Raw genomic sequence first — 25300 nt, 5'->3', positions numbered from 1 at the left:
TTTCGCGTCAGCGGCCGAGCGACTCGATGAGCCCGCTGTTCTGCTGCAGGATCTGCTGGTACTGGTCGGTGACGCCGAACTGGGTGGCGAGCTGGTCGCCGGTGCTCTTGGCCTGGTCGAGCAGGGCCTGGCGGTCGGACGGGGAAGGGGCGGGCGCAGCGGGCTCCTCCGGCTGCGGCTCGGGCTGCGCGACGCTGTCGTCGTCGGCGCCCCAGCGCAGGTACTGGCCGCACACCGGCCAAGCGCCCGCGCCCTGCGTGGCGAGGACGTTCTCGGCGACCCGGATCTGCTCCTCCTTGGAGGCGTGGGCCGGGCTGCCGGAGCCACCGTTGGCATTCCAGGTGCTCTGCGTGAACTGCAGTCCCCCGTAGTAGCCGTTGCCGGTGTTGATGTTCCAGTTGCCGCCACTCTCGCACTGGGCGACACCGTCCCAGTCGTGGGCGGCGGCGGAAGCCGTGCTGGACATGGCGAACGGGACGGCAACAAGGGCGCCGGTGACGGCGGCGAGGCCGAGGGCGCGACTGCTGATCTTCCGGTTCTTGTTCATTGGCTGTTTCCCTCCCTGCGCCCACCAGCACGACGGCGAACCGTCGGTCCCTGCCCCCAGGAGGTCGGGGATCCCTCGAACCGCGGGGCAGGATCACCGGCGTGCAGCGGTTCGGGTCGGTTGCCCGTCACGAGGATCGATCCGGGCCGAGCACGACGATAACGAACAGATTTCGACAGATCACGTCTTGATAACGGCTGGAATGCATGAAGCGCATAACCGAATCGAGGGTGTTGATGCAGGATAGCTATGCTGCATTTGAAAATTCTGGTCGGTCTGTTATCGGTTCGTTATGTGTTATAGATCACCCCGTGATTGTGGCCCGGCTCACGTTTCCACGCTCTTGCGTGGGGGACGCGCGTGTGCGTAGGGGCGATCCGACGGATATTTTCGGGTCCGATGTCCGGATCACCCGCTCATGATCATCTCCGCGCACCCGGAAACCCGCCCCGACCACCCGATTTGTATGTCCTCACCACCTGTGTGTAATGTTGTGTTCACCGACGCGGGGTGGAGCAGCTCGGTAGCTCGCTGGGCTCATAACCCAGAGGTCGCAGGTTCAAATCCTGTCCCCGCTACTAGGGGAAACGGCCCGGAACCTACTGGTTCCGGGCCGTTTTCGCGTTGAATTGACATCACATTCGGCATCATTAGCGGAACCTTCGTCCGGGGCAGGTCCCCAACGATCACCGGCAACGTCGCCCGCCGCGGGAGCCGCGACAAGGTATACGCCGGCCGCTGGATCGTCGAACAATCCTTCGCCCTGCTCCACCAGTATCGGACGGTTATCGTGCGATCTTGGCCGTTGCCACCCCAAACATGTTGGCGCGTAATTAGAGTGGACGACGCAAGGGTCTCGTGACTCTGGTATGGGGGAGACAAGCCGTTGGCCGCTGATGACATCGACGTATTCATCTCCTACAGCCACACCACCGACAGCGCTCTACCACCCGGGTTGCAGCGGGCCCTTGAGCGTCTGGGTCGGCCATGGTACCGAGCACGAGCTCTGCGCGTCTTTCGCGATCAGACCGACCTGCCCGCCGCCGACGCCCTTGGTCGCGAAATCCGCATCGCGCTCGATCGGTCCCGGTATTTCCTCCTGCTCGCCTCACCGAAGGCCGCCCAATCGACGTGGGTCGGCGCCGAGATCGACCACTGGATCCGGCATCGCGAACGAGCCAACTTCCTGATCGCCATCACCGACGGCGCAGCGGTGTGGGACGACGAGTCGGGTGACTTCGATTGGCCGGCGACGAGCGCGTTGCCCGCGCGGCTGACCGGCTACTTCGACGAGGAACCACTGTGGGTCGATCTGCGGCCGGGTCGATACGGTGGGCCGAGCCTGCGGGACGAGTCCTTCAAGGATGCGGTGGCGACGCTGGCCGCACCGATCCATGGCACGGACAAGCGCACGCTCATGAAATATGACACCCGCCAGCACCGGTATGTCTTCGCTGCGCTCGCGGTGTTCCTCATCGCTGTCTTGGTCGCAAGCCTGGGCTTCGTCGTCCAGCGCGACGCCGCTCACGACGAGCGCGATTTGTCGACATCGCGCAAGCTGATCGCGCAGTCACGCCAGCTGGCAGGGTCGGATCCGGACCTAGCGCGGCTATTCGCGGTCGCGGCCGTGAATCTCGACGTCGCGTCGGAGCGGGCGAACGCCGAAGCCGCGCTGCGTGCGGCAGTGGTGAACCGCGCTCGCCGCGTCATCCCCGCGCATAAGGCGGCCGTGACGGCGATCGCGTACAGCCCGGACGGTGCCACCATCGCGACGGGCAGCGCGGACAAGACAGTTCGGCTCTGGGACGCGGTGACCGGGCGCCCGCGGGGCGAACCACTCACCGGTCACCCTGACTATGTCGCCGCGCTCGCCTTCAGCCCCGATAGCGCGACACTCGCGACAGTCAGCAAGGACGGGATGGTACGAGGCTGGGAAGTATCAAGCGGGAGAAGCCGTTTCGAGCTATCGACGAGTCATGTGTCCATCGTGTCGGTCGCCTTCAGCAAGGACGGCGCGCTGCTCGCCACAGGCGACGGATCCGACGGGTCAGTTCGCCTGTGGGAGACCGCGACCCGCACGCAACATGGCGATGTGATAGCGGCGCACCGGAATTCGGTCAAGGCCGTTCGCTTCAGCGAGGATGGCTCGACCTTGGTCACCGCGGGCTTCGACGACACCGTCAAGTCGTGGGACGTCGCCACCGGGCAGGCGCGGGGTTTGCCGGTGACCGGCACGATCGGCACGGCGTGGTCGGTGGATTTCAGTCGGGACGGCGCGACGGTAGCCACCGGGCACGGTGCCGGGCTCGTCCTGCTGGCCGATGCGACCAGTGGGCGTACGCTGCGTGAGATCTCCACCGGCGGAACGGGATTGCTCGCGTCGACGGCACTCGACCCGCAGGCGACTACCGTCGCCACCGGCGGTGGCGACGACGGCTCCGTCCAACTGTGGGATACCAGGACCGGCGAGCGACTTGGCGAACCGCTCACCGGCCACACGGGCGCGGTCGTCTCGATGTCGTTCGATCGAGACGGTGCGATCCTCGCGACCGGTGGCCTCGATGGCAGCGTGCGACTGTGGGACGCGGCGCTCGGTCAGCCACGCGGCGTGCCGCTCGCCGGTCATTCGGGCGCGATTCGCGCGGTGGCGTTCGGTCCGGGCGGCGTCGTCGCGACTGGGGGCAACGATCGAACGGCGCGGCTGTGGGACGGGCGGTCGGGACTGCCGCGTGGCAAACCATTGGCCGGGCATACGGGGCAGGTCTGGTCGGTGGCTTTCACGCCCGACGGGGCGACAGTCGCGACCGCCGATGCAGACGAACACGCGGTGCGGCTGTGGAATACCGCGACCGGCGACCAGCGCGGGGCTCCGCTCGCCGGCCAACTCGGTCGCGTCGGCGCCGTCGCGATCAGCCGGGACGGGGCGACCCTGGCCAGCGGCGGCGGCTTCGACGGAACCATCCAGCTGTGGGACGTCGCCACCGCCGAGCCGCGCGGCACGGCGTTGACCGGACACCGTGGTCCGATCGCAGCACTCGCGTTCAGCCCGGACGGGACGACTCTGGCCAGCGGCGGAGTCGATGGGACGGTCCGATTCTGGGACCCGGCGAGTGGTCGGCCCAAGCTGGAGCCGCTCGACAGTCACGACGGATCAGTGTGGTCGGTGGCCTACAGCCCTGACGGTACGACATTGGCCAGCGCCAACGACGCGGGCACGATCCGGCTGTGGGCCACGCGCACCGGCGAACTTGTCGGCGCGCCGCTCGCCGGGCACAACAAGCCAGTGCGGGCGGTCGCGTATAGCCCCGACGGCGCGACCCTCGTCAGTGGCGGCGACGACGGCCGCGCGCGTTTGTGGGACGCACGTACTGGAACTCCGCTCGGGACTCCGTTGAGTGGGCACGCCAAGGAAAGTCTGCTCACGGCCGTTGCGAGCATTCTCGCGGTCGCGTTCAGCCCCGATGGCACGACGTTGGTGACCGGCAGTGACGACGCGACGGCGCTGCTGTGGAACGTGGCGGCCTACTCGGGCGACCCGATCGATACTGCCTGCCGCCAGGCTGGCCGGGACCTCACCGATACCGAGCGCGCCACATTCCTACCAGGTCGGGAAGCTCTCCGTATCTGTCCGTAGCCAGGGAATTCAAACCGCTCCTGGCGCGGGCCTCGTCCGGCGTGAAGTCATGGGCACAGTTGTTGGTGTGGCATTCCGGGGGCGAGGCGTTCCCATTCGGCTGGGTTGAATCCGGGCCCGGCTGCCGAGCAGGCGAGGTCGGTGGCGTGGGCGACGATTCCGGTCAGGTCGCTGGTGTTCCAGAGGATTACGGTGGTGTCCCGGCCGGCGGTGGCCAGGGTCGCGCCGGTCCGGTCGAACGTCACTGCGGCCACGTCGGAGCCGTGCCCGGATAGGGTTGCCACCAGTGCGGGGCGAGTGAGGTCGCCGACATCCCACAGCAGGGGCATGCTGCCCGCGGTGGCGAGTGTGTGCCCGTCCGGGCTGAATGCCAGATCGTCGAGGATGCCGGCGGCTGCCGTCCCGACACGGTGTGGCTGCCGTGGCCGGGAGACGTCCACCAGCATCAGGGTGGTCTCCTGGGCGTGGTCGTAACTTTCGCGTTGCTGTTTGGCGCCGGCGGCCGCCAGGACCGTGCCGTCCGGGTTGAAAGCGAGAGCCTCCGCGCCGGAAGCGTTGTCCAGGTGGGCGAGTTCTTCCGGTGCCGCGCGGTCGGACACGTCCCACAACCGCAGGCCACAGACCTCACCGACGGCGACAGTGTGTCCGTCCGGGCTGAATGCCACGGTGCTCGCGCCCCCGCACTGGCCGAGTTCGTAGCGGCGATCGGGCCGCGCCGGGTCGGTGACGTCCCAGACGAGTACCTGTCCGCCGACCGCGCCGATCAGCCCGCTCGCTGTGACCAGGGTCGTGTTGTCGCGGCTGAACGCGAGGTCGTTCAGTTCGGACGATTTTGGCAGGTCACCAGCCTTTTCCGCCGACTTCGTGCCGGTGACGCGCCAGAGGCTGACTGTCCCGTCCTTGCTCGCGGTAGCGAGCAGTTCGCCGTTCGGGCTGAATTCCACGGCGCGGACGTCGTCGGCGTGTGGGAGTTCGGCGAACCGGCGCGGGTGCTGCGGGTCGGCGAGGTCCCAGAGCGCGGCCGTGTTGTCCATGCTCGCTGTCGCCAGCACCCGATCATCGGCCGGGCTGAACGCGACCCTCGCCAGCGAGTTGCGATGCCCCTGTGCGGTCCCGATGGCAGCGGGCCGAGTGTGTCCGGCGACTCGCCACCGGTTGGTCGCGCCGTCAGTGCCCGAGGTGAACACCGTCTCGCCGTCCGCGGTGAAGTTCAGGTGCCGTACCTCGCCGCGCTGGCCCTCGAAGGTGGCCAGCCGGGGTGGATCGCCGGGTGCTGCGAGATCCCACAGGAAGGCGACGCCGTCGGCACCTCCGGTGACCAGTGTGCGACTGTCCGGGCTGAACGCCGCGCTGGCCACCTCCGCCGCGTGTCCGCGCAGCGTCGTCCGCCGGGTGGGTTCCGCACGGTGGTGGTAGTCCCACACCACCGCGGTCCCGTCGCCGCCGCCGGTGACGAGGAACCGCCCGTCGGGGCTGAAGGCCACCGCGTGGACGGCGCCGCCGACATGGCCACCCACGGTGATCGGTGTGTGGCTCGGATCGGTGACGTCCCACAGGGTGGTGCCGGAATGGCCCTTGTCGCCGGCCAAACGGTTCCCGCCGGAAATCAACGCCAGCGTGTGGCCGTCCGGCGCGAAGGCGAGCCGGGCGACCCCGCCGGTGTCGGGCAGCACGTTTGCTGGGGTTGGTGTGTCCCGGTCGGTGATGTTCCAGGTCGCGACCGAATTATCCGCGCCGAGGGCCAGAATCGGCAGATGCGGGCTGAACGAGAGCCCGTTGACCCACCTCCCAGGTATCCGGCCGCGGGCGCGGAGGCCGCCGGGAGCATCCAGGTCCCACAGTGTGGTGGCCTCCCGGTCGGCGACTGCCAGCGTGTGCCCGTTCGTGTCCAGGGCCAGGCGTGGCGGCGCGAACTGCCGGTATTCCGGGAGGGTGCGGGTGGGCTGCCAGCGCGCGGGGTCCGTCGAGTCCCATAGCGTCACCTGATACCGGTAGTCCGGGCTGTCCGGTACCCGCCCCACCCAGGTGCTGGTGACCGCGACCCGGCCGTCGGCGCTCATCGCGAAGTCGTCGAGATTGTCGCCGTACACCGCCGGTGTTCCGGCGAAATGGGTCTCCATCAGAGTGTTGACCAGGCCGGTACGGGCTTCCGGGGTCGGATCCACCGTCAATGCCGCCAGACTCGACAGCAGCGACGTACGCGGGTCGTCGGCTCGTCGGCTGTCCGCCTCCGCCACGAAGGCCCTGCCGGTGGCGATGCGACGCTGTCGCTCGGCGAGCGACCCCTGATGCACGGCTTCATTGCGCTGCACGACGACCAGCACGGTCGCCAGCACCGCGAGCACAATGAACGCGGACAGCACCATCACCCGGATCCGCTGCGCCCGGCGCTGCGCCCGCAGATCCTCGCGTTCCAGCGACGCCGCCTCCAGCCCGCTGACCGGTGCCGCGAGGCGGACTATCGCGCGTCGGAACGCCGCACTGCGCACCGGCATCCGCCGCGCTGTGCGTAAATCGACCCAGCTCGGCTCGTCGGTCAGCCAGTCCCGCAGCAGCGTCGGTAGGGCAGTGGTGCGCTTCCAGTCGATCCGCCCGCTCCGGGTGACGATCTCGCCGCCGGTCAGCACGATCAGGAAGGGATCGGTCCTGTCCCTGTGCTCCATCCAGCGTTCGATTTCGAAGCGAACCCCGGCCGACTCGGCCGACGCCGGGGAAGCCAGCAGCACGAAACACCGCGACCTGCGGACCGCATCCTCGAGCGAGCCCCACAACGTCTGGGTCGCCATCAGGTTCTTCTCGTCCCAGAACACCTTGGGTTCGGCCGCGCCGTCCACCCGGCGCACCACCGCACGCAGGTCACGGTGGATCGCGCCGGCCAATCGGCGGTCGGTTGTACTGCGATAGGAAAGGAAAGCGTCGTACTGGACGTCGCTGCCCACAACAATGCACCCCCGCATCTGCGCACCGCCGATGTCCGCACAGTGTCGGTGAATACTCAGATAAGGCTCGTCGATCGAAACCGGTTCGCCCCAGCCCGCCTCCCCTTTCGCGATCGGCCGCACAGCAATGTAGAGCTTCGGTCGACCGGACACACCCGAATCTGGTAGATCTTCGTAAATGGCAAGCAGCGGATGGGATTTGGTACGGCCCGAAGACTATCCCGGCCTGTTCCAGGCAGCCGACCAAGCCTCGACCGACGGTCAGAAATCCTACCTACGAGCACTCCGACTGCAACTGTCGCTCGCTGTTCTCGCCGCCGCGTCGGCCGCCTTCACGGTCCGAATCGGCGACTCGCGCACCGACATTGCCGCCGTGATCACCGCACTTGCGTTCGTCTGCGCGCTTGCGGTCGACGTCGCAGTACTGCAACGAGCGCCCGGCAAATCCTGGTACGAAGGCCGCGCTCTGGCCGAATCGGTCAAAACCCTGTCCTGGCGCTACGCGATCGCAGCACAACCGTTCCCGCGGACCATGCCCGACGACGAAGCTGACAAGCTGTTCGTGGACCGGGTCAGCTTGATCCAACGCGACCTGCCTGCCGTCGCGATTCAACCGACCACAGCACCCGCAATCACCGATCGCATGCGCCGCCTCCGACACGCGCCACTGAACGAACGACGCGAAGCGTATCTACACAACCGCATAACCGACCAGCAATTCTGGTACGCGACCAAAGCCCAGTACCACCGTCGCCGAGCGGGACGCCTGCAGGCGCTAGTGCTCATGTTCGAAGTAGTTGGCGTGGCTGGGGCACTGGCAAAAGCGTTCGGAGTGGTCGACTTCGACCTGGCCGGAATCATCGCCGCCACCGTGGCCGCTCTGGCCGCCTGGTCGACAGCACGCCAGCACTCGTCCACAGCAACCGCGTATGTCATTGCGTCACACGAACTCAGCGTCATCAGCGAACTACTCCGCAACCAACAAGACGAACAGCGCTGGGCGACCGCCGCCAGCGACGCAGAGGAGGCGATCAGCCGCGAACACACCCTTTGGCGCGCTTCACACGCCGGGATATGAACGATCCGCAACTTCTCTAACGTATCGCCACCGGCGACGCTCCTAGCGCAAAGCCCAACACCCACGCCAACGTTCGTCGCCGTTCGCCGAACCAGCAGGTGCTTGCGAGCGGCCATAGTCGTTCGCGCCAACGCGCAAACACGGACCGATTCCTGCGCAGGTTCAAATCCTGTCCCCGCTGCTAGACGGAACGGCCCCGGAACCACTGGTTCCGGGGCCGTTTCATTTCCAGGCTTACCGACCGCGGCCGGGGCCGAGGGTGAGCCGAATCAGGCCGGCTCGACGCTGAACACGGCAATCCGGTCCGCTGCCGCGGCGACTCCTTCCGGCGTCGGGAGGTCGGCCAGGCCCGTGGTGACGAATCGCTGTCCGACGCTCGCTGGACTGGTCTCGACCAACTCGCGCAGGAGCGGCCCGCGATCGGGCACCGGCACCTCGACCAGTCGGGCCGTTGACGTCTTCCGTCCGCGCGCCAGCGTGACCGTATCGGCCGCCCGCACGTTCGCCACCCAGGCGGCCTTCGGGAACGCCTGGACGATGTATCTGCCGCCGCCCAGCTCGTTCACCGCGATGGGGAAGGTGAGCAGCTTGCCCGTGCGCCGGCCCCGCACCGTGAGCAGTTGCATCGGGCCGAAGGCGATCCCGGCTCGTTGCAGGCCGGAGATGATCTTGTTGACGGTGTTGACTCGGCGGCGGTAACTATCTGCGTTCATGAGACTAGTGTAAGCCGTAATATCCGAGATGGATATAGTATCGTTTCCATACTTTCTCTCGCGTGGCGAAGTGCCGTTGCCGATGTCTCCAACGGTGTCCCTCGCTGCTGTGGAAGTGTCCGAGCGTGCCGTACGATATGGAATCCGTATGAGGCAGTGAAGCCGAGGTGGATGACGATGGGAACCGAGCGCGCGGCGTCTCGACGGCAGCGGAAGCTGGCCGTCGAGGTCAGAGACGCGTTGCGCGAGTTGAACATTCAGCTGTCGCTGCTCAACCGGCGGTTCGGCGGGCGAGTCGAATTGCGGGACGTCGACTGGACCTGCCTCGATCTCATCAACAGGCACGGTCCGATGTCACCCTCCACGCTGTCCCGCCGGGCCGGCCTGCACCCGGCCACGTTGACCGGCATCCTCGACCGGTTGCAGAAGGGCGGCTGGATCGTGCGTGAACGCGACCCCGAGGCAGCCGATCGCCGGGCCGTCACCCTACGGGCCGTGCGCGACCGCAATCCCGAACTCTACGAACTGTTTTCGGGTATGAACAGCCGGATGGACGCACTGTGCCGGCACTACTCCGAGGCCGAACTCGAGACCATCGCCGACTTCCTGCGCCGCACCAGCGCCGCCGGCCAGGAAGCCGCCGACGAACTCGCCGACGGTTGAGTTAGCGGAGCGTCGGCCGGCCGACGCAACGGTTCGCCCGCAAGCGCCCCGATTCGGCCCCGGTCCTGCGGTTTTGGGGTGCGGACCGAGGTCGTGTAGGGTCATAACTACCCGACGCGGGGTGGAGCAGCTCGGTAGCTCGCTGGGCTCATAACCCAGAGGTCGCAGGTTCAAATCCTGTCCCCGCTACTAGGTAGAAGGGCCCGGAACCATCGGTTCCGGGCCCTTCTCACTTGTTCGGCATCACCGTTGGCTTCGTCGGCGAGCACGAACGGCCAGCGCCGGCGCGGCGAGGCCGCCGATCACCAGGCGTACTACGCCCACTCCCGCAACAAGTCGCGCACCTGATGCTCGATGGAAACATGCGGCAATCAGGCCAAGGCCCGCGCATTCCGCCGGAGGCACTGACCTTCAGGCGGTTTCGCGCCATGAACGGTCTCTCAGCGGGTGAAGGCGGTGGCGTGGTCGGCGGCCCAGGTGGCGAAATCGAGGGCGGGGCGGCCGAGCAGGTCGGCGACCGTCGTCGTGGTCGGTCCTGCGGCGCGGGCGTAGTCGGCCAGCGAGCCGAGTAGCCGGTCCGGGACGTCATCCGGTAGGCCCTGCGCCGTCATGGCGGCGCGGACCTGCTCGGGCGTGAGTTCGGCGAAGGACAGGTGGCGGTTGAGGGCCGCACCCAGAAGGCGCACCTTGTCGTATTGGGTGAGTGAGGCCGGGCCGGTGAGGACGTCGTGGTGGTCGTCCTCGGTCAGTGCGCGGACGGCGACGGCGGCGATGTCACGTTCGTGGATGGGTGAAGTGGCGGCCTTTCCGTAGGCGCCGCGCACCACGTCACCGGCTCGCAATTGCGGCGCCCAGGCCAGCGCGTTCGCGTGGAAGTCGGTGCAGCGCAATGAGCTCCAACGCAGTCCCGACGCTTCGGCCGCGTGCTCCAGCGCCCGGAACCCGGCTATGAACCGCGGCTCACCGGCGGGGAACTCGACCGTGGCGGCCGAGATCGCGACTACTCGGCGTACCCCGTGATCTGCTGCGGTCGCGAGTATTTCGGCTGCCGTCCCGAGCGCGGCACGAGAGCTCAGCAGCACTGCCTCCGCGCCGTCCCACGTCGCGTCCGGAAGTCGGGGTATCGATGGATCACCCTGTACGACAACGGTTCCCGGTGGAAACTGCGCCGTCCGGTCGTTCCGGGTCACTGCGGTGACGCCGACGCCGTCCGCGCGCAGCCGACTGACCACTTCCCGGCCCACGATGCCGGTGGCTCCGATGATGACGAACATGACATGACCTCTCCGCTGTCCGGCGGCCCGCCTCGGGCATCTCTCCGGATTTCATAATATATGAGAATCATATCATTCGGTCCGAGTCGCCGGCGCGGTGCTGATTCCACTCCTCGGCCCATCGGGTGAGGGGTTGCAGATGGTCGATCAGGCGGGTGCCGAGGGGGGTCAGGGCGTAGCCGTTGTCGTGCGCGATCAAGCCGGCCTCGGTGAGTTCGTGGAGGCGGCGGGTCAGGACGCTGGAGGAGATGTCGCCGCAGGCGGTGCGGAGTTCGCGGAAGGTCGGCGGGTGTTCGGCTCGATGGAGTTCCCAGAGCACGCGGAGTGCCCAGCGGCGGCCGATCAGGTCGAACAGGGCCATGATCGGGCGGTCGGTGGTGGAGCCGCGGACCGGTCGTCCCGGGGTGGGGAGGTCGGCGGCCACGGCTATGCCGCGGGCTCGGGCAGGGGCGAATCCTCCAGCCGCCGTGCCATTGTCGCGATCGCTGCGCGCAAGACGCGGTACGGCCGCAGGAACAAGGTCACGTGGTGCAGCTTGCCGTCCGCATCGCGTTCCTCGCGGATGACGCCCTGCAGGTTCTCCCCGTCGGCCCGTGCGGTGAAAGCGAACATCCGGTCCCTGTCGCCGGGCCAGACCGCGGACTGATCGACCCCGTCCAGCACCGTCGCGATCACGCTCAGCATGTGTGCGACGTTCGCGCGCCCGTGATAGTCGGCGACCGGGCTGGAGAACACCGCTGCCTCGGCCAATTCGGTGGCCAGCGGTCCGGCATCACCGGACCGCCACGCTTCGAGAACAACGCTGTCATACATGCCTCTATAATAGAGGCACGGTGCTCAGCGGCGCCAGAGAAAGTGGTGGACGACGCCGCTCGGGCTGGGGATCTTCTCGATGTGGAAGCGGTCGGCGAGTTCGTCCGGGCTCTTCCAGAGTTGTTCGCCGCCACCGAGTTCGACGGGAGCGACGGCGAAATGCATGGTGTCCACGAGGTCGGCGGCGAGGAAGTCGCGCACCGTGGCGACGCCGCCGCCGATCCGTACGTCTTTGCCGTCGGCCGCGGCCTTGGCTTGCGTCAGCGCTTCCTGTGGGGTGGCGTTCAGGAAGTGGAAGGTCGTCTCGCCGCGGGTGAAGGAGGGGCGTTCGTGGTGGGTGAGGACGAAGACCGGCGTGTGGAACGGCGGCTCCTCGCCCCACCAGCCCTGCCACCGGTGGTCCTGCCACGGGCCGCGCTGCGGCCCGAACTTGTTGCGGCCCATGATCTCCGCGCCGATGTTCCGGAAGAACTCGCGTGTGCAGTAGTCGTCCAGCCCGCGCGTGCCACCGGGCTCGGTGCGGTTGACCCAGCTCGCCGTCGCCCCGGCCCACGAGAACAAGGCCGTCGCATCGGCGTCCCCGAAGGGGCGTTCGAGGCTTTGGCCGATACCCGCGCCGTATCCGTCGCTGGAGAGATTGAAATTGTGGATGCGGACCAGCTGTTCCATCGAGGCACCTTTCTGCATGCGAACTGCAAGCAGCTTGCCGCATGTGATTGCAAAGTGCAACCAGTGGAACGCGGTCGCGTCAGTCGCGGGTGGCGCGCTTGTGGCGGCGGTGGCTGGTATCGCAGAGGGGGTAGGTGCGGGAGCGGCGGCACATGCAGACCGCGACGACGAAGCGGTCGCAGTGGATGGTGGCGCCGTCGTCGGTCACCAGGTCCACGGGGCCCTCGATCAGGGCGGGCCCGTCCTTGGTGAGCGTGACGCGCCTGCGGTCAGAGTGCGGTTCGGTCGGCACGGATCACCACCAGTTCCTCGTGTCGCCGGCCGGGTTCGATCAACCCGACCGATTCCAGCCAGGGGGCGCGAGCGCGCAGCACGGGACCGAACTCGTTCGGCTCGCGCGCCGCGACCGCCGCCTTCAGCCCGCCGTCGCGCAGCAGGCGCATCGTCTCGTCCGGATCGCACAGCGCGGAATGGACGATCAGCGCCGTCCCGCGCCGGTTCAACAGGCCGGGCATCATCCGGCACAGCGGATCGAGCAGCGCCCGGCCGTTCGGACCGGCCTCCCAGGCGCGCGCGGCGCCGTGCGCGGCGGACGGCTCCGGCCCCGGCACGTACGGGGGATTCGCCAGCACGGTATCGAATCGGCGGTTCCGCAGTACTCGATCGAACTCGCCGTGCAGCAGTTCCAGCCGCCCACCGCGCAGGCGGCTGTTGACCCATGCGGACAGCAGCGCCGAGCGGGAAACATCCACGGCGGTAACCTTTTTCGCGCCCAGCCGCAGTGCCTCCACCGCGACGGCGCCGGTCCCGGTGCACACGTCGAGCACCTCCGCGTCGCGCGGCATCGCGGCCGCCGCCATGGCTCGCATGAGCAGTCTCGTATCTGCCCGTGGCCGGTAGACACCCGGTGCGCGGAAGAAGATCATGGTCGATGGATAACCCCGATCCGCGCGGTCAATCCGCCGGAACCGCGTCGGTGCCGCGCAGTGAACTCCGCCCGGCCTGCCAGCTGTCGAGCAGTTGCCGATCGATCCGATTCTCGAGCAGATCGGTCGCCTGGATGCCGAAGACCACCGACTCCGTGAGCGCCGGTTCCCGCTCGAGCAGGTCGCCGATCACGTCGCGGCGCATGACCTGTTCGTGGACGGCGTCGGCCTCGACGTGCTCGGCGTAGAACCGCACGCACGCCGGATCCGCCCGCAACCTCTCCAGGGTCTCCACCATGCGCCGCGACGCGGGCGGCGAGGTGATCTCGACCGTCGCGAAGTGCCCGACCAGCGCGCCGCGCAGCGCCCGGTGCAGGCCGAACAGCGACATCATGCTCACCAGGGCCAGCATCGGCGCGGGGGTGGCATCCAGGTAGTGCAGGTATCCGGAATTCAGCCCGGCGCCGTCGAGCAGATCGGCGAAGAGTTGGGCGTGCACGCGCTCGCCGCGGCCGCCACCGAACTCGTCGAATTCCACGGCGACCAGTGCCGCCTTGGCCTGCCCGCGTAACCGCGGGATCACCCACGCGTACGGGTCGGCCTCCTTGAGGTGGTAGATCGAGCGGTGCACGAAGTACTCCCGCACCTGCCACCATTCGCCCTGATCGCGCAGGAACGCGCCGACGCCGGTCGCCTCGACGGGCTCGGTCACCAGCTGTTCCAGCTCGGTGGCCAGGTCCGCCCCGCCGCTCACGTCCGCGCGCAGTGCGGTCAGGAAGCGCTCCTCGAGCCGCGCCCGCAGCCGCAGCAAATCCGGATCCCACTCCCAGGCCGGGTCCACCGCCTCGAAGCCGTGGTAGTGCAGTTCGTAACAGACGTGCAGCGCCAGGTGCAGGTCCTCGCCGTACGGGTCGGTGCCGGAGACATCGGGCTCGGTCCACCCGGTGACGCCGCGCAGCATGTCGAGGACGACGCCGGACAGCTCTCCGCGCGGCGCGGGCAACGCCGGGGCGATGGGGTCGGTATGGGAAGTCACGACTGTCGAATACCCCGAACGCCGACCGCAATCGTGGTGCGGGCCACCGGCGGGCGGGTCGGTTCGAACCGGATTCGGCGGGTATGCGCGTTGGTGAAGGGAGTGTGATCAACCATGGACCACGTCTACAACCGGCGGGAATCGATTCGCGCCCTCGACTACACGGGCGCCACCACGAGGACCGGCCGCTCGGACGACCGTGACTCGGCCGGATTCCCCGACGACGCGCGCACGTCACGCAACCATGCCGGAGAAGGCCTGGAGGACGGCTACAACGTGCCCGGAATTGTGCTGTGCGCGTTGGGAATCGTTGCCATGGCACTGGCGCTGACCGCCGCCGGATACGGCTTCGCGGGCTGGGCCGTGGTCGCCGGTGTGGTGGCGGCGGTATGCGCGATCACGGGTGTGACCTGGCTGCTGCTCGAGCACCGGCGGGTCAAGGCCAAGGAGGGCTTGGCCCTGAGTGACCAGCAGGGCCACTGACGTCGGAATCGTCGTAGCAGTCTGGAGGAGCACATGGGCGAAGGCCATCGGATCACCGGGGTCCGCGCGGCGGCGATACTGGCCGATCTCGGATTCACGGCGGTGGCGTCGGGCGTGATCGCCCGGCGGCGGGCGGTGATGGGTGCGCTCGAACGCGTGCAGGCCGATCGCCGGACCGTCGGGCGAATCCGGCAGTTGCGCGAGGAATACGGGTCGGGGCCGGTGGAACTGGTGATTCCGGGGCGGCGGTTCGTCATCGTGCTCGATCCCGAGGATGTCGCGACGGTGCTGGCGGGCGCTCCGACGCCGTTCCATCCGGCCAATCGGGAGAAGCGCGCGGCGCTGCGCCAGTTCCAGCCGCACGGCGTGCTGGTGTCCGATGAACCGGTGCGCGAGGAGCGCCGGGCGTTCAACGAGGCGGCGCTCGACACCGCCTCTCCGATGCACCGGCTGGCGGGCCCGTTCGCCGCGGTCGTGGCCGAGGAGGCGAACGAGATCATCGACTCCGCCCTGCGGCGCGGGCATTTGGATGCGGCGCACTTCACCACCGCATGGTGGCGGCTCGTCCGGCGGATCACGCTCGGTGACCCGGCCCGCGACGACGACGCGATCACCGACGAGCTGTGGCGGCTGCGCTCGGCCGCGAACTGGTCGTTCCTGGTGCCGCCGCGGCGACGGCGTCGCGAACGGTTCTTCGATCGGCTGGAGCGGTATGTCGAGAACGCCGCCCCCGACAGTCTGGCCGGGACGGTGGCCCGTCTGCCGGGTGCCGGCGCCGTCGACCCGGTCGGCCAGATTCCACACTGGCTGTTCGCCTTCGATGCCGCCGGAATGGCACTGAGCAGGGCGTTGGCCGTGCTGGCGACCCATCCGAGCCAGCACGCCCGCGCGGTGTCGGACGCCGTCGATCCCGAACACCTCGGCCTGCGGCAGTATCTGCGCGCGTGCGTGCTGGAGTCGGTGCGGTTGTGGCCGACGACCCCCATGATCCTGCGGGAGGTGACGGCGGCGGCGACCTGGCGGGCCGGTGCCGAACTGTTCGTGACGGCGCCGGGCGCCGCGCTGCTCATCACCGTCCCGGCCTTCCATCGCGACCCGGACCTGCTGCCGTTCGCGAACGAGTTCGTGCCCGAGATCTGGCTGGACGGCCGCGCCGAGCAGTATCCGCAACTGGTCCCGTTCAGCGCGGGGCCCGCCGGGTGTCCCGGGCAGAATCTGGTCCTGTTCACCACCAGCGCACTGCTGGCCCATCTCCTGACGGCACTGGATTTCCGGCTGCGCTCACACCCCCGCCCGGGCCCCGAAGCCCCACTTCCGCTGACATTCAACAACTTCGGGCTCGACTTCGCCGTCACGCGAGCCGCCGCTCGAGTCCCGTAGGCACTGGGTACGCCCCCGTGATTGGTCGGCCGGTTCCCGGGTATCCGGCCGACAGCGCCCCCGGACGACCCGACACGGACAGGAGAGGCGATGGCTGAGCAACAAGTGGGCGACCACATCGTGCAGCGGCTGCGAGAGTGGGGGGTCGAGCAGGTCTTCGGCTACCCCGGTGACGGGATCAACGGGCTGGTGGCCGCCTTCGGCCGGGCCGAGGACAATCCGGCGTTCATCCAGGCCCGGCACGAGGAGATGGCCGCGTTCCAGGCCACCGGTTACGCCAAGTTCAGCGGGAAGGTCGGGGTGTGCACGGCCACGTCCGGTCCCGGCGCCATCCACCTGCTGAACGGGTTGTACGACGCGAAACTTGACCATGTGCCGGTGGTGGCGATCGTCGGTCAGACGGCCCGCAGCGCCATGGGCGGCAGCTACCAGCAGGAAGTCGATCTGCAAAGCCTCTACAAGGATGTCGCGAGCGACTATCTGGTGGAGGTGAATGTCCCCGCGCAACTTCCCAACGCGCTCGACCGCGCGATCCGCGTCGCGATGACCCGGCGCGCGCCGACCGCGATCATCGTGCCCGCCGATCTGCAGGAGCAGCCGTACGAGCCGCCGGCGCACGAGTTCAAGCAGGTGCCCTCGAGCGCGCCGGGACCGGTCCACCCGGGCACGGTGCTGCCCCCGGCCGAGGAGGTCCGCCGCGCGGCGGAGATCATCGACGCCGGATCCAAGGTGGCGATCCTGATCGGGCAGGGCGCCAGGGGAGCGGCGGCGGAGATCACCGAACTCGCCGAGCGCACCGGCGCCGGTGTCGCGAAGGCCCTGCTGGGCAAGGATGTGCTGCCCGACGACCTGCCGTTCGTCACCGGCCCGATCGGCCTGCTCGGCAGCCGCCCGAGTTACGAGCTGATGCGCGATTGCGACACGCTGCTCATCATCGGGTCGAACTTCCCCTATTCCCAGTTCCTGCCCGACTTCCGGCAGGCCCGCGCCGTCGAGATCGACATCGACGGCGCCTTCATCGGCATGCGCTACCCGACCGAGGTGAATCTGATCGGTGATGCCAAAGCTACTGTCGCCCAGCTTATTTCACTGGTAGAGCGCAAGCAGGACCGGTCCTGGCGGGAGACGATCGAAAAGAATGTGCAGCGCTGGTGGGAGGTCGTGGAGCGGCAATCGATGCTCGAGGCGCACCCGGTGAATCCGATGCGGGTGGTCTGGGAGTTGTCGCAGCGAATTCCCGAGAACGCCATCGTGACAGCGGATTCCGGCTCGTCCACCAACTGGTACGCGCGATGCCTGCGGATGCGCGGCGACATGCGCGGCTCGCTGTCGGGCACGCTCGCCACCATGGGGCCCGCCGTGCCGTACGCGATCGGCGCCAAATTCGCCCATCCGGATCGGCCCGCGATCGCGCTGGCCGGTGACGGCGCCATGCAGATGAACGGCATGGCCGAACTGCTCACCATCGCCCGCTACCGGGACCGGTGGAGCGACCCGCGCCTGATCGTCTGCGTCTTCCACAACAACGACCTGAATCAGGTCACCTGGGAGTTGCGGGCGATGGGCGGTGCGCCGAAATTCGAAGAGTCCCAGACTCTTCCGGATGTCTCCTACGCCGATATCGCGCGCTGCGCCGGCTTCACCGCGATCTCCGTCGACAACCCGGACCAGCTCGGGGACGCCTGGGACCGCGCCTTCGCCGCCGACGGTCCCGTGCTACTCGACGTCCGGTGCGATCCGGAGATGCCGCCGATCCCGCCGCACGCCACCTGGGATCAGCTGAAGGACACCGCCTCGGCGCTGCTGCACGGCGATCCCGACGCGCTGCACCTGGTGGCGCAGGGCGCGAAAGCCAAAGTCCAGGAATTCATTCCGTGACGAACACTGGAGGTGTGAGATGCCCAAGGAATGGACCGCGAAACAGGAACGCGAATACGAGCACATCAAGGATTCCGAGCAGAGCCGGGGTGCGAGTACCCGCCGGTCCAAGGAGATCGCGGCGCGCACGGTGAACAAGAACCGCGCCCAGTCCGGACAGTCGCGCACGGCGAGCAAGTCGAGTGTGCGGGACAAGTCCCCGCAGCGCCGCGGCGGGCAGCGGTCGCACAGCGGTCCCGGCGGACCCACCCGCGACCAGCTCTACAACGAGGCGCGGCAGCGTGGTATCTCGGGCCGTTCCAAGATGACGAAGAAGGAGCTGGCCTCGGCGCTGGGGAAGTAGCCGAACCGGCCTGTCTGGTGAGTGCGACTCGAGGTCGAGATGGCACGCGACATTTCGATGGTGCGGCGCGCTTGGCGGCTCGCACCGTGGGCGCGAAATCCGATGCTGCGCGGGGTCGACCGGGTAGAGGGCTGGATCCGGCTGCTGGCGGCGGTGGTGGTTCTACTGGCGATCCCGGCCTCGATACCCGCGGGTGTCGACGGCTACACCGCCGCGGTCGCGCGCATCGAATCGGAGAATGCCGCGAAGGTGACGGTGCCCGCGGTGATCACCACGGACCCGGTCCGGGTGCCCGCCACCGACCGGGTGACCGTGGACCGGATGCAGGCCGAGGCGCGGTGGAACCACGAGGGCCGCACGGGTGAGGCGCCGATCGATGTGGCCGGAACCGCGAAGCGCGGCGATCGGATCGAACTGTGGCTGGGGCCCGACGGCCGCCCCACCACCGATCCCGTCGCGGCCGACGCGGCGATCGGCCAGGGCATCGGCCTCGGTCTACTCACCTTCGCGGGAATCGCCACGGCCACAGGCGTTGTGGTGTGGCTCAGCGGCCGACTGCTCGATCGTCGACGCAGCGCCGCGTGGGAACACGAGTGGAAAGAGGTGAGCCCGGCGCTCGGTTCGTAAGCCGGCGACCCCGCTCACCAGCGATGGGAGGGACGGGGGGGCCGTGGTGGACTACCGCGCATGGGCACCTCCTACATCGACTACCGCGACGGCGGCTTCTGGTGTCGCGACGAGTCCGCGGAGTTGTGGCTGCATCTGCTCTCGGCGGAAATCGACGCCGACCCGGACCGCCCCGCCTGGCTGGCGGAGGCCGGCGCCGAGTGGCGGCGGCAGGCGAGTGTCACCGGGAGCGTCCGGCCCGCGCTGGACGAGTATCTCGGCAGCGATCCCGGCCGGGTGGCGACCGTGGTGGAGTTGTCCGAGCGCGTGCGCGACCGCCTGCACGGATGGACGCCCGCGATCCCGCAGGAGGTCGTGAACGCCTGGGGGACCGGCGGTGGGGCCGCGCGCTACTGCCGCAATGTGGACACCGTGTGGTTGCTGCGCTTCGCCGAGGTCTTCGTCCGGCTGCTGCGCGGCGAACTCACCGCCGACCCGGATCCGACCACGGTGTACTGACGCACCCGAGTCCTGCCCCGGCGTCAGGACCCCGCGAGCGAGCGGGCGATGACCAGGCGCTGAATCTGGTTGGTGCCCTCGAAGATCTGGGTGATCTTGGCCTCGCGCATGTAGCGCTCCACCCGGAAGTCACGGGTGTAGCCGTAGCCGCCGAGCACCTGCACGGCGTCGGTGGTGACCTTCATGGCGGCGTCGGTGGCGACCAGCTTGGCCACGGAAGCGTTGCGGGAGTAGGGAAGTCCGGCGTCGCGGCGGCGGGCGGCGTCGAGATAGGTGGCGCGGGCGGAGTCGACGGCCGCGGCCATGTCCGCCAGCAGGAAGCCCAGGCCCTGATGGTCGATGATCCGGCGGCCGAACGCGGTGCGCTGCCGGGCGTAGTCGACCGCCTCGTCCAGGGCCGCCTGCGCCAGGCCGACCGCCACCGCCGCGATGCCGAGGCGGCCGGAATCCAGTGCGCTGAAAGCGATCTGGAGGCCTTGGCCCTCCGCGCCGATGCGGCGGTCGGCGTCGATCCGGGCGTCGTCGTAGTGGGCGCTGGTCGTGGGCACCGCGGACAGGCCCATCTTCTCCTCCGGCTTGCCGAAACTCAGTCCGGGAGTGTCCTTGTCGACGAGGAAGCAGGAGATGCCGCGCGAGCCCTCGCCGGTGCGGGCGAACAGTGTGTAGAAGTCGGCCCGGCCGCCGTGCGTGATCCACGCCTTGGTGCCGGTGACGCGGTAGCCGTCCGGACCCGGGACCGCCTTGCAGGTCAGGGCCGCGGCATCGGATCCGGCCTGCGGCTCGGACAGGCTGTAGGCGCCGATCGTGGTACCGCCCAGCATGTCCGGCAGCCACCGCTGCCGCTGCTCCTCGGTGCCGAAGGCCAGCAGCGGATAGCAGGACAGGCTGTGCACGCTCACCGCCACGGCCACCGCCGCCCATCGTGCCGCGATCTCCTCGAGCACCTGGAGGTACACCTCGTAGGGTTGGTCGCCGCCGCCCCATTCGGCCGGGTACGGCAGGCTCAGCAGCCCGGCCTCACCCAGCGTCGCGAACACACCCTCGGGATAGGTCTCGGCCTTCTCGTGCGCGTCGACGATCGGCGCGAGCGTCTTGTCCGCGATATCGCGGGTCAGCTGGATCAGGTCCCGCGCTTCGGCGGTGGGCAGCAGGCGATCGACGGCCACGCGCGGCTCCTTGCTGGTCGAACGGCAGACAGTACCGGATTACCGCTCACGGTACTGTTCCGCCGGACGATACCGCAAGCAGTACGTCAGTACTATCGCGGATATGGTCCAGCCCACCCGCGCCGAGTTCGCCACCCGGCGGCGCACCGAGCTGTTCGACGCGTTGGTCGACCTGTTCCTGACCGAGGGCTTCGCGCATCTGACGCTCGGCGAGATCGCGGCGCGCCTGCGCTGCTCGAAATCCACGCTGTACACCCTCGCCGGGAGTAAGGAACAACTGGTGCGGGCGGCGACCGTGCACTTCTTCCGGCGCGCTACCGACGCGGTGGAGTCGCGGATCGCGGAAGTCGATGGGGCGCAACGGCGTATCGTCGCTTACCTGTCGGCGGTCGGCACCGAGCTGTCGGCCGCCTCCGAGCGGTTCATGACCGACCTGGACGCCTTCGCCCCGGCGCGTGCGGTGTACGAGAAGAACACCAGGATCGCCGCGCGCCGGGTGCGCGAGCTGATCACCGACGGCGTCGCCGCGGGCGAGTTCCGCGACGTCCACGCCGCCTTCGCCGCCGACCTGGCCGCCACCATGATGGTCCGCATCCAGCAGGGCGGCGTGCGCGCCGGCACCGGCATGGACGACGCGCACGCCTACCGGGAGCTGGCGGCGATCCTGACCGCGGGCATCAATTCCTGAGACCGGCGTCGTCGGCCGGGCGGTGGGTGATGTCGACGATCGGCAGCCGCAGCGCGGCCGGTGCGTCGGCGGGCACCACGGGGCGGTGCGGTGTGACGGGGCCGAGGCGGCGGTACGGCGCACCGAGTTCCGGGCGCGGGTCCGCCTCACCACGGTTGGGCCACAGCGACACCGCGCGTTCGGCCTGGGCGGTGATCGTCAGGGACGGATTCACACCGAGGTTGGCCGAGATCGTCGAGCCGTCGATGACATGCAGCCCGGGGTGGCCGTACATGCGGTGGTACGGGTCGACGACGCCGCTGTCGGGTGAGTCGCCGATGACGCAGCCGCCGATGAAGTGCCCGGTCATGGGTATGCCGAACGGTGTGGTGATGCTTCCGGTGGGAATGCCGTCGATCTTCTCCGCGACCCGCCGGGCCACCTCGTGACCGGCCGGAATCCAGGTCGGGTTCGGTTGCCCCACACCCTGTTTGGTGGTCATGCGGCGGCGGCCGAACACGCCGCGGCGGGTGTAGGTGGTGATGGAGTTGTCCACCGACTGCATGACCAGCAGCCCGATCATCCGTTCCGACCAGTGCCGCGGATTGAGGATCACGGGCAGATCCCTTCGGCCGCGGCGCAATTCGCGCAGCCACAGCCGGATCGGGGAGGTGTGGCCGTCCTCGTCGAACATCACCGTCGTCATCAGCGAGAGCACATTGCTGCCCTTGCCGTAGCGCACCGGTTCGATGTGGGTGTCGGGGTCGGGATGCACCGAGGAGGTGATGGCCACGCCCTTGGTGAAGTCGGTGGTCTTGTCGCGGCTGCGAACCGACAGCAGCTCTTCGGAATTGGTGCGCGACAGATACCCGAGCCGCGTCGAGATGCCCGGTAGCGACCCGGTGTCGCGCAGCCGGTGCAGGAGTTTCTGGGTGCCCAGCGCGGCGGCGGAGAAGACCACCTGTTCGGCGGTGAAGGTCTTGCGCGCCTTACGGACCCAGCGGCCGGTGCGAACGGTCTCGATGGCGTATCCGCCGTCCGGAAGCGGCCGGACGTCGACCACCGTGGTGAGTGGATGCACTGTCGCGCCGGACTTCTCGGCCAGATACAGATAGTTCTTGACCAGGGTGTTCTTGGCGTTGTGGCGGCACCCGGTCATGCACTCGCCACAGTGGGTGCAGGCGCGGCGATCCGGGCCGACACCACCGAAGAACGGATCGGGGATCTCCTGACCGGGCCGAACCCCGTTGCCGCCGAACAACACTCCGACCGGCGTGCTCCGATAGCCGGCGCCGACGCCCATGTCCTCGGCGACCTCCGCCAGCACCCGGTCCGCCGCGGTGGTCGCCGGGTTGATCGTCACGCCCAGCATCCGCTTGGCCTGGTCGTAGTGCGGGGCGAGTTCGGCGCGCCAATCGGTGATGTGCGCCCACTGCGGGTCCGCGAAGAACTTCTCCGGCGGTTCGTAGAGCGTGTTGGCGTACACCAGCGAGCCGCCGCCGACCCCCGCGCCGCTCATGATGAAGGTGTCCTTCAGCAGTGTCAGGCGCTGGATCCCGAAGCAGCCGAGTTTGGGCGCCCACAGGAAGCGCCGGGCGCGCCAAGAGGTCGCGGCGAACTCGTCGTCGGCGAAGCGGCGGCCGGCCTCGAGCACGCCGACCCGGTACCCCTTCTCGGTCAGGCGCAGCGCGGTGACGCTGCCGCCGAACCCGGACCCGATGACCACCACGTCGTAGTCGAACGCCATGTCCTGCCTTCCGTCGCCGGTACCACCCCACCTGGGACGTTAGCGAGGAAAGCGCCCCGGGTGGCACACAGCTGCGGCCAGGAAATCCATATTTCCGGTCAGGGTGGCGGGCGCTACGCGGTGGCGAGCAGCAGTCCGGTGTCCGGGTCGTACCAGCGGCTCGCCTCGGGCGGGAGGCGCAGGGCCAGCGCGCTGCCGGGTTCGGCGCGGAAACCGGCCGGGGCCTGGATCTTCAACGCCTGCCCGGCGACCTCGGCGGTGAGCAGGGTCGACGAGCCGAGCGGCTCGAGCACCTGCAGTTCGCCGCGCACGGTACCGGGATCGCCCACCACGACCGCTTCGGGCCGGATGCCGAGTCGCAGCTCGCGGCCCTCGAACGACGACAGGGCCGCGGGGACCGCCAGCGATTGGCCGCCCAGCTCGAGGCGCGCGGCCGCGACCGTGCCGGTGAGGAAGTTCATCGGCGGGCTGCCGAGGAAGCCGCCGACGAATTCGGTGGCGGGCCGGTCGTAGACGTCGGTCGGGGTGCCGGTCTGCGCGATCCGCCCGTCGCGCAGCACCGCCACGCGGTGGCCCAGTGACAGGGCCTCCACCTGGTCGTGGGTGACGTACACGGTGGTGGTGCCGAGTTCGGCAACCAGCTTCTTCAACTCGGCCCGGAACGACATCCGCAGCAGCGCATCCAGATTCGACAGCGGCTCGTCCATGAGCAGCACATCGGCGTCCATCACGATCGCGCGGGCGACCGCGACCCGCTGGCGCTGGCCGCCGGACAGCTGCGCCGGGTAGCGGTCCAGATACGGCGTCAGCTGCAGCAGGTCCGCGGCCCAGGCGACCTTGCGGCGGATCTCCTCGGCGGGCACGCCGTGCACCCGCAGGCCGAATCCGATGTTGTCGGACACCTTCTTGTTGGGGAACACCGCATAGGACTGGAACACCATCGACAGATTGCGCCGCCGCGGTTCGAGATAGGTGACGTCGCGGCCGCCGATGACGATCTGCCCGGAGTCGGGCAGGTCGAGCCCGGCGATCATGCGCAGCAGGGTGGTCTTGCCGCAGCCGGACGGGCCGAGCAGCACCATGAACTCGCCGTCGGCGATCTCCAGCGAGACGTCGTCGGTGGCGCGCACGGTGCCACCCGGATAGGTCTTCACCAGCTCGCGCAGGATCACCTCAGCCATACCGAAACCCCTGTTCTCCGACGTCTCATCGCAGCGTCGTCCCCCACATGTTCACCAGATAGCGCCGCATCACCAGGATGAACAGCAGTGCCGGGACGATCAGCGCGAACCCGCCCGCGAACCGGTACGGCGTGGACGCCTCGCCCAGCGCGGTGAGCACCTGGGCGGGCAGCGTGCGGTGGCTCAGTGTCACGATGGTCGCGCCCAGGATCTCGTTCCAGGACAGCACGAAGGTGAAGATGGACGACGCCGCCAGGCCTGGAAGGGCCAGCGGCACAACGACTCTGCGCGCGGCCTGCCATCTGCTGCAGCCGAAGACGCGGGCCGCCTCCTCGAGATCGGCCGGAACCGAGACGAAGATGCTCGCGGTGATGAGCACCGTGGTGGGCAGCGCCAGCACCGTGTGTACCAGCGTGACCGCCAGCACCGTGTCGTAGACGTGCAGGTGCAGGAAGATCGTGGCCAGCGGCACCGACAGCACCACGATCGGCAATGCCCGCACCAGCAGCACGAACACCTGATACGCGTCCCGTCCACGGAAGCCGTAGCGCGCCAAGGCATATCCCGCCGGAGCACCGACGACCAGCGACCAGAACACGGTGTAGAGCCCGACCAGCACCGAATTCCCCAGGGCCGCGGCCGTTCCGGTGGCGCGGAAGAACGACACCAGGGTGTCGGCCGAGAATTCGTCCGGCGCCAACGGCTTCGGGAAGCGGTTGAGCGCCTCGCGCGAGGAGAACGCCGACAGGGCGACGAGCACGATCGGCAAGGCCATGAACAGCGTGATCACCACGCACGCGACCTGAACACCCACGGCCCGCCACCGCCGCCTGCGCAGCGGCGCGCGATCGATCGGCGGAAGCATCCTGGTCGCCCCGGCCTCAGACATGCTGACACTCTATCCCCGGCAAAGGAACACCTGGATGAACACGTACTTGACTCTCTTGAAGTTTACCAACCGGGCGAACACACACGGCCTTCTGGCCACTTTTACCACCTCCGCGTGCAGCATCGCAATCTGAGTCCGATCAACCGACA

At 68.6% G+C, this 25300-nt stretch carries 24 protein-coding genes, 2 tRNA genes and 2 pseudogenes; 14 read left to right on the top strand and 14 right to left on the bottom strand.

The window, feature by feature from the left end; all coding sequences use genetic code 11:
* Positions 1 to 7: 7 nt before the first annotated feature.
* Positions 8 to 547: a transglycosylase family protein gene (locus ACFMRZ_RS14825; protein WP_400179617.1), complete on the bottom strand. Its 540-nt coding sequence runs from the start codon at positions 545 to 547 to the stop codon at positions 8 to 10.
* A gap of 504 nt (positions 548 to 1051) precedes the next feature.
* Here ACFMRZ_RS14825 and ACFMRZ_RS14820 point away from each other — a divergent pair.
* The 3 genes and pseudogenes from ACFMRZ_RS14820 to ACFMRZ_RS14810 all read left to right on the top strand — a co-directional run bounded on the left by ACFMRZ_RS14820 (position 1052) and on the right by ACFMRZ_RS14810 (position 4181).
* Positions 1052 to 1125 (top strand) — tRNA-Met (locus ACFMRZ_RS14820).
* Positions 1126 to 1433: 308 nt separating this feature from the next.
* Positions 1434 to 1730, top strand: a pseudogene (locus ACFMRZ_RS14815) (toll/interleukin-1 receptor domain-containing protein); the annotation flags it as partial.
* 186 nt (positions 1731 to 1916) lie between these two features.
* Positions 1917 to 4181, top strand: a complete 2265-nt coding sequence (locus ACFMRZ_RS14810) for a WD40 repeat domain-containing protein (RefSeq protein WP_400182856.1) — start codon at positions 1917 to 1919, stop codon at positions 4179 to 4181.
* A 47-nt stretch (positions 4182 to 4228) separates the two neighbouring features.
* Here the strand turns inward: ACFMRZ_RS14810 and ACFMRZ_RS14805 are convergent, their stop codons facing one another.
* A complete protein-coding gene (locus tag ACFMRZ_RS14805) occupies positions 4229 to 7120 on the bottom strand; it encodes a TIR domain-containing protein (RefSeq protein ID WP_400179616.1) in 2892 nt (963 codons plus the stop codon).
* Between the two features lie 178 nt (positions 7121 to 7298).
* Between ACFMRZ_RS14805 and ACFMRZ_RS14800 the strand changes: the two genes are divergently transcribed.
* Complete coding sequence (locus ACFMRZ_RS14800) at positions 7299 to 8198, top strand: DUF4231 domain-containing protein (protein WP_400179615.1); 900 nt, start codon at positions 7299 to 7301, stop codon at positions 8196 to 8198.
* Between the two features lie 269 nt (positions 8199 to 8467).
* On the opposite strand, the gene ACFMRZ_RS14795 is transcribed toward ACFMRZ_RS14800, so the two are convergent.
* Entirely contained in the window at positions 8468 to 8911 is a 444-nt protein-coding gene (locus ACFMRZ_RS14795; RefSeq protein ID WP_280277183.1) for a nitroreductase/quinone reductase family protein, read from the bottom strand.
* 177 nt (positions 8912 to 9088) lie between these two features.
* Here ACFMRZ_RS14795 and ACFMRZ_RS14790 point away from each other — a divergent pair, with 177 nt between their 5' ends.
* The 3 genes and pseudogenes from ACFMRZ_RS14790 to ACFMRZ_RS14780 form a co-directional block, all read left to right on the top strand.
* Entirely contained in the window at positions 9089 to 9574 is a 486-nt protein-coding gene (locus ACFMRZ_RS14790) for a MarR family winged helix-turn-helix transcriptional regulator (protein WP_280360628.1), read from the top strand.
* A gap of 115 nt (positions 9575 to 9689) precedes the next feature.
* A tRNA-Met gene (locus ACFMRZ_RS14785) sits at positions 9690 to 9763 on the top strand.
* A gap of 159 nt (positions 9764 to 9922) precedes the next feature.
* Positions 9923 to 9982, top strand: a pseudogene (locus tag ACFMRZ_RS14780) (CGNR zinc finger domain-containing protein); the annotation flags it as partial.
* 32 nt (positions 9983 to 10014) lie between these two features.
* Here the strand turns inward: ACFMRZ_RS14780 and ACFMRZ_RS14775 are convergent.
* From ACFMRZ_RS14775 to ACFMRZ_RS14745, 7 genes are all read right to left on the bottom strand, one after another.
* Positions 10015 to 10848: an NAD(P)H-binding protein gene (locus ACFMRZ_RS14775; RefSeq protein WP_400179614.1), complete on the bottom strand. Its 834-nt coding sequence runs from the start codon at positions 10846 to 10848 to the stop codon at positions 10015 to 10017.
* 67 nt (positions 10849 to 10915) lie between these two features.
* Positions 10916 to 11272, bottom strand: a complete 357-nt coding sequence (locus ACFMRZ_RS14770; RefSeq protein WP_400179613.1) for a winged helix-turn-helix transcriptional regulator — start codon at positions 11270 to 11272, stop codon at positions 10916 to 10918.
* A gap of 2 nt (positions 11273 to 11274) precedes the next feature.
* Entirely contained in the window at positions 11275 to 11661 is a 387-nt protein-coding gene (locus tag ACFMRZ_RS14765; protein ID WP_400179612.1) for a hypothetical protein, read from the bottom strand.
* A gap of 24 nt (positions 11662 to 11685) precedes the next feature.
* Positions 11686 to 12330, bottom strand: a complete 645-nt coding sequence (locus ACFMRZ_RS14760; protein WP_400179611.1) for a dihydrofolate reductase family protein — start codon at positions 12328 to 12330, stop codon at positions 11686 to 11688.
* A gap of 79 nt (positions 12331 to 12409) precedes the next feature.
* A complete protein-coding gene (locus tag ACFMRZ_RS14755) occupies positions 12410 to 12622 on the bottom strand; it encodes a CDGSH iron-sulfur domain-containing protein (protein ID WP_280362241.1) in 213 nt (70 codons plus the stop codon).
* Complete coding sequence (locus ACFMRZ_RS14750) at positions 12600 to 13256, bottom strand: HemK2/MTQ2 family protein methyltransferase (protein ID WP_400179610.1); 657 nt, start codon at positions 13254 to 13256, stop codon at positions 12600 to 12602. Before ACFMRZ_RS14750 ends, ACFMRZ_RS14755 begins: the two co-directional genes overlap by 23 nt.
* Positions 13257 to 13284: 28 nt before the next feature.
* Positions 13285 to 14292 carry an iron-containing redox enzyme family protein gene (locus ACFMRZ_RS14745; RefSeq protein ID WP_400179609.1) on the bottom strand — a complete coding sequence of 336 codons (1008 nt, stop codon included), beginning with the start codon at positions 14290 to 14292 and terminating at the stop codon, positions 13285 to 13287.
* A 114-nt stretch (positions 14293 to 14406) separates the two neighbouring features.
* Between ACFMRZ_RS14745 and ACFMRZ_RS14740 the strand changes: the two genes are divergently transcribed.
* From ACFMRZ_RS14740 to ACFMRZ_RS14715, 6 genes are all read left to right on the top strand, one after another.
* Complete coding sequence (locus tag ACFMRZ_RS14740) at positions 14407 to 14775, top strand: hypothetical protein (RefSeq protein WP_400179608.1); 369 nt, start codon at positions 14407 to 14409, stop codon at positions 14773 to 14775.
* 33 nt (positions 14776 to 14808) lie between these two features.
* Complete coding sequence (locus ACFMRZ_RS14735; protein ID WP_400179607.1) at positions 14809 to 16155, top strand: cytochrome P450; 1347 nt, start codon at positions 14809 to 14811, stop codon at positions 16153 to 16155.
* Positions 16156 to 16245: 90 nt separating this feature from the next.
* Positions 16246 to 18033: a thiamine pyrophosphate-requiring protein gene (locus tag ACFMRZ_RS14730; RefSeq protein ID WP_400179606.1), complete on the top strand. Its 1788-nt coding sequence runs from the start codon at positions 16246 to 16248 to the stop codon at positions 18031 to 18033.
* Positions 18034 to 18052: 19 nt separating this feature from the next.
* Complete coding sequence (locus tag ACFMRZ_RS14725; protein WP_280274024.1) at positions 18053 to 18376, top strand: plasmid stabilization protein; 324 nt, start codon at positions 18053 to 18055, stop codon at positions 18374 to 18376.
* 39 nt (positions 18377 to 18415) lie between these two features.
* Complete coding sequence (locus ACFMRZ_RS14720) at positions 18416 to 19003, top strand: hypothetical protein (RefSeq protein WP_400179605.1); 588 nt, start codon at positions 18416 to 18418, stop codon at positions 19001 to 19003.
* 60 nt (positions 19004 to 19063) lie between these two features.
* On the top strand, positions 19064 to 19501 hold the full coding sequence (locus tag ACFMRZ_RS14715) for a hypothetical protein (protein ID WP_400179604.1): 438 nt from the start codon (positions 19064 to 19066) through the stop codon (positions 19499 to 19501).
* A 23-nt stretch (positions 19502 to 19524) separates the two neighbouring features.
* Here the strand turns inward: ACFMRZ_RS14715 and ACFMRZ_RS14710 are convergent, their stop codons facing one another.
* Entirely contained in the window at positions 19525 to 20667 is a 1143-nt protein-coding gene (locus ACFMRZ_RS14710; RefSeq protein WP_280274021.1) for an acyl-CoA dehydrogenase family protein, read from the bottom strand.
* Between the two features lie 103 nt (positions 20668 to 20770).
* Here ACFMRZ_RS14710 and ACFMRZ_RS14705 point away from each other — a divergent pair, with 103 nt between their 5' ends.
* Positions 20771 to 21355: a TetR/AcrR family transcriptional regulator gene (locus ACFMRZ_RS14705; protein WP_280274020.1), complete on the top strand. Its 585-nt coding sequence runs from the start codon at positions 20771 to 20773 to the stop codon at positions 21353 to 21355.
* On the opposite strand, the gene ACFMRZ_RS14700 is transcribed toward ACFMRZ_RS14705, so the two are convergent.
* The 3 genes from ACFMRZ_RS14700 to ACFMRZ_RS14690 all read right to left on the bottom strand — a co-directional run bounded on the left by ACFMRZ_RS14700 (position 21345) and on the right by ACFMRZ_RS14690 (position 25151).
* Positions 21345 to 23081 (bottom strand): FAD-dependent oxidoreductase, encoded by a 1737-nt coding sequence (locus tag ACFMRZ_RS14700; protein WP_400179603.1) that lies wholly within the window; start codon positions 23079 to 23081, stop codon positions 21345 to 21347. The two genes, ACFMRZ_RS14705 and ACFMRZ_RS14700, sit on opposite strands and share 11 nt — an antisense overlap.
* 113 nt (positions 23082 to 23194) lie before the next feature.
* Positions 23195 to 24262, bottom strand: coding sequence for an ABC transporter ATP-binding protein (locus ACFMRZ_RS14695; protein ID WP_400179602.1), 1068 nt, complete (start codon positions 24260 to 24262; stop codon positions 23195 to 23197).
* 25 nt (positions 24263 to 24287) lie between these two features.
* Entirely contained in the window at positions 24288 to 25151 is an 864-nt protein-coding gene (locus ACFMRZ_RS14690) for a carbohydrate ABC transporter permease (RefSeq protein WP_400179601.1), read from the bottom strand.
* Positions 25152 to 25300: the final 149 nt, after the last annotated feature.

It is taken from the genome of Nocardia sp. N2S4-5 (genome assembly GCF_044628355.1).
Classification (GTDB): Bacteria; Actinomycetota; Actinomycetes; order Mycobacteriales; family Mycobacteriaceae; genus Nocardia; species Nocardia wallacei_B.
The sequence above is the reverse complement of the archived record's forward strand: the minus strand, read 5'-3'. Positions and strand labels throughout refer to the sequence as shown.

What these genes read in the sequence shown, in the direction of transcription:
- ACFMRZ_RS14825 (WP_400179617.1), bottom strand. Translation starts at nt 547, where the DNA reads ATGAACAAGAACCGGAAGATCAGCAGTCGCGCCCTCGGCCTCGCCGCC.
- ACFMRZ_RS14800 (WP_400179615.1), top strand. Translation starts at nt 7,299, where the DNA reads ATGGCAAGCAGCGGATGGGATTTGGTACGGCCCGAAGACTATCCCGGC.
- ACFMRZ_RS14795 (WP_280277183.1), bottom strand. Translation starts at nt 8,911, where the DNA reads ATGAACGCAGATAGTTACCGCCGCCGAGTCAACACCGTCAACAAGATC.
- ACFMRZ_RS14790 (WP_280360628.1), top strand. Translation starts at nt 9,089, where the DNA reads ATGGGAACCGAGCGCGCGGCGTCTCGACGGCAGCGGAAGCTGGCCGTC.
- ACFMRZ_RS14775 (WP_400179614.1), bottom strand. Translation starts at nt 10,848, where the DNA reads ATGTTCGTCATCATCGGAGCCACCGGCATCGTGGGCCGGGAAGTGGTC.
- ACFMRZ_RS14765 (WP_400179612.1), bottom strand. Translation starts at nt 11,661, where the DNA reads ATGTATGACAGCGTTGTTCTCGAAGCGTGGCGGTCCGGTGATGCCGGA.
- ACFMRZ_RS14760 (WP_400179611.1), bottom strand. Translation starts at nt 12,330, where the DNA reads ATGGAACAGCTGGTCCGCATCCACAATTTCAATCTCTCCAGCGACGGA.
- ACFMRZ_RS14750 (WP_400179610.1), bottom strand. Translation starts at nt 13,256, where the DNA reads ATGATCTTCTTCCGCGCACCGGGTGTCTACCGGCCACGGGCAGATACG.
- ACFMRZ_RS14740 (WP_400179608.1), top strand. Translation starts at nt 14,407, where the DNA reads ATGGACCACGTCTACAACCGGCGGGAATCGATTCGCGCCCTCGACTAC.
- ACFMRZ_RS14735 (WP_400179607.1), top strand. Translation starts at nt 14,809, where the DNA reads ATGGGCGAAGGCCATCGGATCACCGGGGTCCGCGCGGCGGCGATACTG.
- ACFMRZ_RS14730 (WP_400179606.1), top strand. Translation starts at nt 16,246, where the DNA reads ATGGCTGAGCAACAAGTGGGCGACCACATCGTGCAGCGGCTGCGAGAG.
- ACFMRZ_RS14725 (WP_280274024.1), top strand. Translation starts at nt 18,053, where the DNA reads ATGCCCAAGGAATGGACCGCGAAACAGGAACGCGAATACGAGCACATC.
- ACFMRZ_RS14720 (WP_400179605.1), top strand. Translation starts at nt 18,416, where the DNA reads ATGGCACGCGACATTTCGATGGTGCGGCGCGCTTGGCGGCTCGCACCG.
- ACFMRZ_RS14715 (WP_400179604.1), top strand. Translation starts at nt 19,064, where the DNA reads ATGGGCACCTCCTACATCGACTACCGCGACGGCGGCTTCTGGTGTCGC.
- ACFMRZ_RS14705 (WP_280274020.1), top strand. Translation starts at nt 20,771, where the DNA reads ATGGTCCAGCCCACCCGCGCCGAGTTCGCCACCCGGCGGCGCACCGAG.
- ACFMRZ_RS14700 (WP_400179603.1), bottom strand. Translation starts at nt 23,081, where the DNA reads ATGGCGTTCGACTACGACGTGGTGGTCATCGGGTCCGGGTTCGGCGGC.
- ACFMRZ_RS14695 (WP_400179602.1), bottom strand. Translation starts at nt 24,262, where the DNA reads ATGGCTGAGGTGATCCTGCGCGAGCTGGTGAAGACCTATCCGGGTGGC.
- ACFMRZ_RS14690 (WP_400179601.1), bottom strand. Translation starts at nt 25,151, where the DNA reads ATGTCTGAGGCCGGGGCGACCAGGATGCTTCCGCCGATCGATCGCGCG.